This is a genomic window from Paenibacillus sp. FSL P4-0113 (assembly GCF_038009305.1).
GTDB lineage: Bacteria > Bacillota > Bacilli > Paenibacillales > Paenibacillaceae > Paenibacillus > Paenibacillus polymyxa_D.
The window spans coordinates 3,775,410-3,782,500 of the sequence record NZ_JBBPAZ010000001.1 but is presented as its reverse complement, the minus strand read 5'-3'; the positions used below and the strand labels follow the sequence as shown (position 1 = coordinate 3,782,500).

Below are 7,091 nucleotides of genomic sequence, written 5' to 3'. Positions count from 1 at the left end.
GGCTTTCAGCATTTGTTCCTGCATTTTTTTCACTTGCTTCATCATTTGGTTCATATTGTTCATTTCAATCATCTCCTTTAATGAAGTATACATCTAGACACTTGCTTTAATCTTTAATAACTACCAAATCTTCCCCAAAAAGTTGAATAGCTTCATCAATCCAGGGCTCCTTGGACTTTCCCGGCGCATCATGCTCCGGCTCTAGTTGCAATTCTTCGGCAGGCTGGTCGGAAACTCCTTCAATGGCAGCATTCCAATCCTTTTGCATCATCGTTACTAAACGATAAGGATGACCCAACTGCTCATGCAATACCTTCTCGATGACCTGCTTATTGGCAGGCTTTTCGGTAGTTTCACGATGAATATTGTTCTTAAATGCGACCAGTACACTGTCCTCTAACACAGAAACTGGCTCACCGTCCATAAACCAGGCATGAACCGTAACTTTCGCCTCTTTTACCCCTTGCAAAATCTGACTCCACTTACGCCCCGCTGCCGCGAATGCTTCGCTCGACTTCTCAGCGATATAGCGATCCAACTGGGAAGGGAGTTTGGCTGGTGCTGAAATCCGCGGAGCAGGGGCACGCCCCCCGGAAGCCTGACGGCCACCCGACGATGCCTCCTGCCCCCCTCCCACGGCCAATCCACCTTGCAGCGCGCGTTCCAGTTTCTTTTCCAGTTCAGCAAGCTGGCGCTTCAACATTACGACATCTTCCTGGTCAGCTGCAGCGTCAGAGCGTTGTGCGGTCGGCTGAGCAACAGCACCTGCTTCCCCCGGAATACTACATAGCTTCAATAGAGCTACCTCAAACAAGGTTTGGGGCTGTACGGCATATTTCATCTCGCTCTGGTAACGATTAAGGGTGTCAATCATTGCAAAGAGTTGCTCCTTGGTAAAAGCATCTGCCACTTCCTTAAATCGCTCTGGATCCAGCACTCGCTCCGTCATTTTGGTCGCCTGAGGCACCATCTTGATCATTAGCAGATCTCGGAAATAGTACAGAAGATTCTCCATGCACTTATCTGCACTTTTACCTTCCTGCATAAAGCTCTCGATCATTTGGAGCACCGTGCCCACATCTTCTTTCAGCAATGCTAAGGCAAGCTTACCGAATTGCTCGGACGCAATACCTCCCGTCATGTCCAGCACCTGCTGATAAGTAACCCGACCATCTGTAAACGAGGATATCTGATCCAAAACACTAACCGCATCTCGCATCCCGCCATCTGAAAGACGGGCAATGTACTGCAGTGCATCCGAATCAGCCTGTATGTTCTCCTGTTGACATATCAGGTCAAGCCGCTCTGTCTGTTCTTCCAGCGATACACGGCGGAAGTCAAACCGCTGGCAACGCGAAATAATGGTAGCCGGAATCCGATGTGGTTCAGTCGTAGCCAATATGAACATCACGTGTGGCGGCGGCTCTTCCAGCGTCTTGAGCAGCGCATTGAACGCTTCCGTCGTCAGCATGTGCACTTCATCAATGATATAAACCTTGTGCCGCACTTCTGTGGGCGCATATTTGACTTTATCGCGCAAATCACGAATCTCTTCAACGCCCCGGTTGGAGGCTGCATCAATCTCCTGTACATCCATGACCGCTCCGGCCGTGATCCGTTTACAGGCTTCGCATTCGTTGCAAGGTTCCGGCGCAGGTCCATGCTCACAGTTGATTGCCTTGGCCAAAATTTTGGCCGCACTCGTCTTACCTGTTCCTCGTGGACCGCTGAACAGGTAGGCATGGGACGTGCGATTTTCGCGGATGGCATTCTGCAATGTCTGGATAATATGCTGTTGTCCTACCATGTCCTTGAAAGCCTGCGGCCGCCAAGCACGGTACAACGCTATATGTTCCAATGCGCGTTACCCTCTTTCCCATTCACTTTCATGACCATTCATGGTCACTTCATTATACTATACTCCCGTCCGAATCTAAACCAGACACCTTCCAATTTATAAAACACAAAAAAACATCTTCGCAATGATTGCCAAGATGTTCTAATTACCAATATATACCGTGCACCTGTTATTGATCGTTGTGATCCGAGCGGCAATCCTGAACAGCAACTCGGGCTAGGCAACCCTCCGGCACAAGAGTGGGCCTGCTTATGGCTGCTTCCTTCCGGACCTGACCAGGTTCACAAGTACTCATTGCGGAGGACCCAGCCGTCAACATTGTGCGCAGGGACCAGCCTCACATCAACAACACCTCTAACAGGAATTCAACCTCGCTATAGCGGATTGCGAGTTACAGGGCACCGCTACCTCCCCATCTAGCACGGTGAAAATAAGTATATCTTAAGGCCGCATAAAAAGCAAATACACATTATTACAAAAAGAGCCCTCTGCAGTCGCAGAAGGCTCTAATAACTTTATAACTTGCGGTAATCCATTAGATACCGTATTTCTTTTTGAAACGATCCACGCGTCCACCAGCATCAATAAATTTCTGCTTGCCTGTGAAGAACGGGTGGCAGGCGGAGCAAATCTCCACACGCAGAGATCCTTTCACAGAACCAGTTTCAAACGAATTTCCGCAAGCACAAGTGACAGTAGTTACGTTAAATGTTGGTTGAATAGCTTGTTGCATTGAACTTTCACCTCTTTCCGCCCTGAACGTCCTATCAGTCCAGAGTTGTATGAACACATGTTCACATTATAGCACTTGAATATGAGCGTTTCAACAACTCTTTTCTGCATTCAGAAACAGCGCAAAACAGGTGTATTTCAATTGCTGTGTGACCGTTTTAGGCCTTGGCAAATTTAGGACGTGCCTGCCCTTGCGGCGGTACATGAGTGTAAGAACCGATGACTACATCCGGCAGTTCCTCACGATAAATCTCAAGCATTTGCTTCATGCCAAGGATCTCACCTTGAGCAGGTGGAATCAATTCCAGATAGCTTTCAGGATCGATGTTCAAATTACGCATTTGAATCAGCCTGAGCTTAGTTCGTTTGGCAAATTCAATCATTGCCTCAATTTCTTCTTCTCGGTCAGTTACACCCGGAAAAATCAAATAATTAATCGACGTATATACACCCTGCTCAGAAGCATAACGAAGTGATTTTTCCACATTAGCCAACGTGTAACCGCGCGGCTTGTAATACGCATTGTAATGATCGTCCAGTGCACTAATGGTACTAACGCGCATCAGATCAAGACCCGCATCCACGATTCCCCGGATATGATCGCTCAATCCCGCATTCGTATTGATATTGATGTATCCCATATCCGTAATGGAACGCACCTCTTTGATCGAATCAATAATCAGTTTGGCTTGTGTGGAAGGCTCACCTTCGCAACCTTGACCAAAACTAATGATGGATTCCGGTGTCTTCAAATGTTCCAGCATAACTTCTACAATTTCTTCGACGCGAGGACGGAAGTTCATTCTTGTCTGCGGAGATACGAAGCCACTGTCATCTGGCTGTTCAGATATACACCCAAAGCAACCCGCATTACAAGAATAAGATACCGGAACTCCCCCCTCCCAGCGATTCAGGAATGTGTTCGAGGAAGTAAGACATTCGTAGCCAAGCGCACAGTTAGACAAATGTTGGTACAGCCGATTTTCGGGATATTGCTCCGTCATCCGCTGAACACCCAATTTAACTTGATGGCGGTCACAGTTTTCCGGATTCCACTTGGACGGACTGTCACTCTGCTCAGCCGTTACATAAAATGCTCCGTCTTTCCAGACTACGGCCGAATAACCGAACAAGGGAAGCTTGTACTCCTTATCGGTCTTCACATACCCCGGCAGGCACAAGCGTGTAAAACCTTGCGGCAATAAAGCCCCTACTGCTTGCATATCTCCGGGAAGAGAAACCATTTCCCCTGTTTCAGGGTTCATACCGACCGGGCGAGTGCTGGGCAGGCTTACCAATGTAGCTCCTTCCGGTAACGGAATAAGCTCATCCTCCATGATTTCAACAATCATGTCTGCACTACGTGCAAGCCCATACAAAGAAGCATGATCATATACATTGCCTTTTTCGTCGGCATACACCAAATACATTTTGGAGCTCCTTTCGCTCCGTTAAGCCTACGCCATTAACAAAATGAATGATAACGACTGTGTACTTACGGAACAGATAAAATACATGAATGGGTTTTAGTTGGTTGAGGCCGGGACTGAGGCTGTGGTAGAACGCGTAGTTCTCCGTTGTTGCCCACCAGAACTGCTTTGCGAGCCACCAGAAGAAGGTGCCGCCAAATCAAACGAAGCCAGAAATTCAGCATTAGTCTTGCTATTACGCAGCTTTTTGAGGAAGCCTTCCACAAAATCATGGCTTTCCGTCATATTTTTACGAATGGCCCAGATCGTATCCAATTCTTCCTTGTTCAACAACACTTCCTCACGGCGTGTGCCGGAACGACGAATATCAATCGCAGGGAAGATACGACGTTCTGCCAGCTTGCGGTCCAAATGCAACTCCATGTTGCCTGTACCTTTAAACTCTTCATAAATGATATCGTCCATGCGTGATCCTGTATCAATCAGCGCTGTAGCAAGAATCGTCAAGCTACCGCCTTCCTCCACATTCCGAGCCGCACCAAAAAAGCGTTTTGGACGGTGAAATGCCGCCGGATCAATACCCCCACTCAAAGTACGACCAGAAGGAGGAATAACGAGATTGTACGCACGAGCCAAACGCGTGATGCTATCCAACAGGATGACAACATCCTTTTTATGTTCTACGAGACGTAGCGCACGCTCCAACACGAGTTCTGCCACTTTGATGTGATTTTCAGGAAGTTCGTCAAATGTAGAGGCCACAACTTCACCTTTAACAGAACGCTGCATGTCGGTCACTTCTTCAGGGCGTTCATCAATCAACAAGACAAAAAGCTCGATCTCGGGATTGTTGGTAGAAATGCTATTGGCAATTTCTTTGAGGAGAAGCGTCTTCCCAGCTTTGGGAGGTGCTACAATGAGTCCGCGCTGTCCAAGTCCGACAGGGGCCAGTACATCCATAATTCTCGTAGACAAATGGTTGGGGGAAGTTTCAAGGACTAATTTGGTTTGCGGATACAGTGGAGTCAGTGCAGGAAAGTGTAGCCGCTCAGCAGCTTGCTCAGGACTTCTTCCATTGACGGCGTTAACTTGAAGCAATCCAAAATATCGTTCATTCTCTTTTGGCGTTCGGCACTTACCGGAAACAAGATCGCCTGTTCTCAAGTCAAACTTGCGGATTTGTGAAGCAGAGATGTAAATATCTTCGGTACTCGGGAGATAATTGATCGGCCTCAGAAAGCCGTAACCTTCAGGAAGGATTTCCAGAACCCCTTGCATAAACATCAATCCGCTCTTCTCAGCTTGTGCACGCAGGATAGCGAAAATTAGTTCTTTCTTCTTGAGCGTTCCGTAGTACGGGATCTGGTATTGCTTGGCCAGCTTGTACAGGTCGGTCAGCTTCATTTCTTCCAGATCGGAAATTTGCAGATCCATATAATAACCACCTATTCAATTATTAAGTCCATTCATACATCTAAATGATAGACAATGATATCATAAACACCATTAACATAATTTTAACCAAAACAAATAAAGTTATGCAGCCATCTGCCTGGATTATACCGAATTATTCCGGTTTTCCGATAATTGATTGTTAGGTATGAACCACAATCTTTTATCAAGCAGCGGCTGCACAGGTGTTGCCCGTTCTATCGCTTTCGTTCCAGGAGTTCGAAAAAATTGCACGGCTTAATTATTCAGTCTGCCGCCATACATCCGCGCCCAAAAGACGCAGGTTAGAGACAAGGTGATCATAACCACGGTCAATGTACTCGACACCCGTCACCTCGGTTACGCCTTCGCTTACTGTAAGTCCAGCAATGACAAGGGCCGCTCCGGCGCGCAGATCTGCCGCTTTTACTTTAGCTGCATTCAATCGACCACCCTCTATAATGGCAGACCGACCCTCTACGCGAATTTTAGCCCCCATACGCACCAGCTCAGGGACGTGCTTAAAACGACTGCTGTACACAAAATCGCTCAATACACTGACACCCTGCGCTTGGGTAAGCAAGCTGGTCATGGGAGATTGTAAATCTGTGGCGAATCCGGGGTATATCAAGGCTTTAACGTCGACATGTTCATAAGAAGGTGCACCCAGTACGCGAATACTTTCATCATATTCCTCGATACCGATGCCCATTTCCTGCATTTTTGCAGTGAGAGCCTCCATATGTTTGGGGATTACGTTGTCAATCAATACATTTCCACGGGTTGCCGCAGCAGCAATCATGTATGTGCCCGCTTGTATACGGTCAGGTATAATGGAATGACGGCAGCCATGTAGCTCCGACACACCTTCAATTCGAATCGTCTCCGTACCGGCGCCTTTAATAATGGCCCCCATAGAGTTTAAAAGGGTTGCTACATCTATAATCTCAGGCTCTTTAGCCGCATTTTCGATAATTGTGGCGCCTTTGGCACGTGCTGCCGCCAGCATAATATTAATGGTAGCGCCTACGCTGCTAACATCCAAGTAAATCTTGGTTCCGCGCAGTTCTTTGGCGTGCAAATGAATAGCGCCGTGCTCGTTCGTAACCGTGGCACCCAGCGCTTCAAAACCTTTGATATGCTGATCAATGGGCCGGGGTTCGAAATTGCACCCTCCTGGCAAACCGATGATCGCTTCCTTGAATCTGCCCAGCATGGCTCCCATCATATAATAAGAGGCTCGTAATTTCTTAACAGGCCCATTCGGCATAGGAATGGATTTAATAGAGGATGGATCTATTTTCATCTGGCTACCTTCCCAGGCAACCGTTGCACCAAGTTCCTCCAGTATCTCGGAATACACCGCCACATCACTTAACAGTGGCAAATTGTCCAAAATGACTTCCGACTCTGCCAGAATGGCTGCGGGAATCAAGGCGATGGCACTGTTTTTGGCACCGCTGATGGAAACTGTACCCTGAAGCGGCCGTCCACCGGTGATCATCAATTTTTCCATAAGCTTGAGGGTCCCCCTACGTGTTTTGCAGTCGGTCAAACAATAATCTCAAATCAAAATTTTTAACTTTTTTAGTGGTGAAAATGGAAAGACACCGGCTAAGCGGTGTGCTTTCCATACCAAA

The 7,091-nt window shown here is 47.5% G+C and carries 6 protein-coding genes and 1 other RNA gene (1 of these 7 only partly in view); all 7 read right to left on the bottom strand.

Annotation, left to right across the window (positions count from 1 at the left end):
* Positions 1-63, bottom strand: partial view of a YbaB/EbfC family nucleoid-associated protein gene (locus MKX46_RS16220; RefSeq protein ID WP_013308226.1) — the beginning only. The gene continues 249 nt to the left of window position 1, outside the view; only the first 63 of its 312 coding nucleotides appear in the window; the start codon lies at positions 61-63; its stop codon lies off the left edge, out of view.
* Between the two features lie 43 nt (positions 64-106).
* Entirely contained in the window at positions 107-1,858 is a 1,752-nt protein-coding gene (dnaX, locus tag MKX46_RS16215) for a DNA polymerase III subunit gamma/tau (RefSeq protein WP_029514887.1), read from the bottom strand.
* A gap of 158 nt (positions 1,859-2,016) precedes the next feature.
* An RNA gene (ffs, locus tag MKX46_RS16210) (signal recognition particle sRNA large type) lies at positions 2,017-2,283 on the bottom strand.
* A gap of 110 nt (positions 2,284-2,393) precedes the next feature.
* On the bottom strand, positions 2,394-2,591 hold the full coding sequence (gene rpmE, locus MKX46_RS16205; RefSeq protein WP_013308223.1) for a 50S ribosomal protein L31: 198 nt from the start codon (positions 2,589-2,591) through the stop codon (positions 2,394-2,396).
* 157 nt (positions 2,592-2,748) lie between these two features.
* Positions 2,749-4,020, bottom strand: coding sequence for a radical SAM protein (locus MKX46_RS16200; RefSeq protein ID WP_029514889.1), 1,272 nt, complete (start codon positions 4,018-4,020; stop codon positions 2,749-2,751).
* Positions 4,021-4,116: 96 nt separating this feature from the next.
* Positions 4,117-5,454, bottom strand: a complete 1,338-nt coding sequence (gene rho, locus MKX46_RS16195) for a transcription termination factor Rho (RefSeq protein WP_029514891.1) — start codon at positions 5,452-5,454, stop codon at positions 4,117-4,119.
* 259 nt (positions 5,455-5,713) lie between these two features.
* Entirely contained in the window at positions 5,714-6,967 is a 1,254-nt protein-coding gene (locus tag MKX46_RS16190; RefSeq protein WP_029514892.1) for a UDP-N-acetylglucosamine 1-carboxyvinyltransferase, read from the bottom strand.
* Positions 6,968-7,091 lie beyond the last annotated feature (124 nt).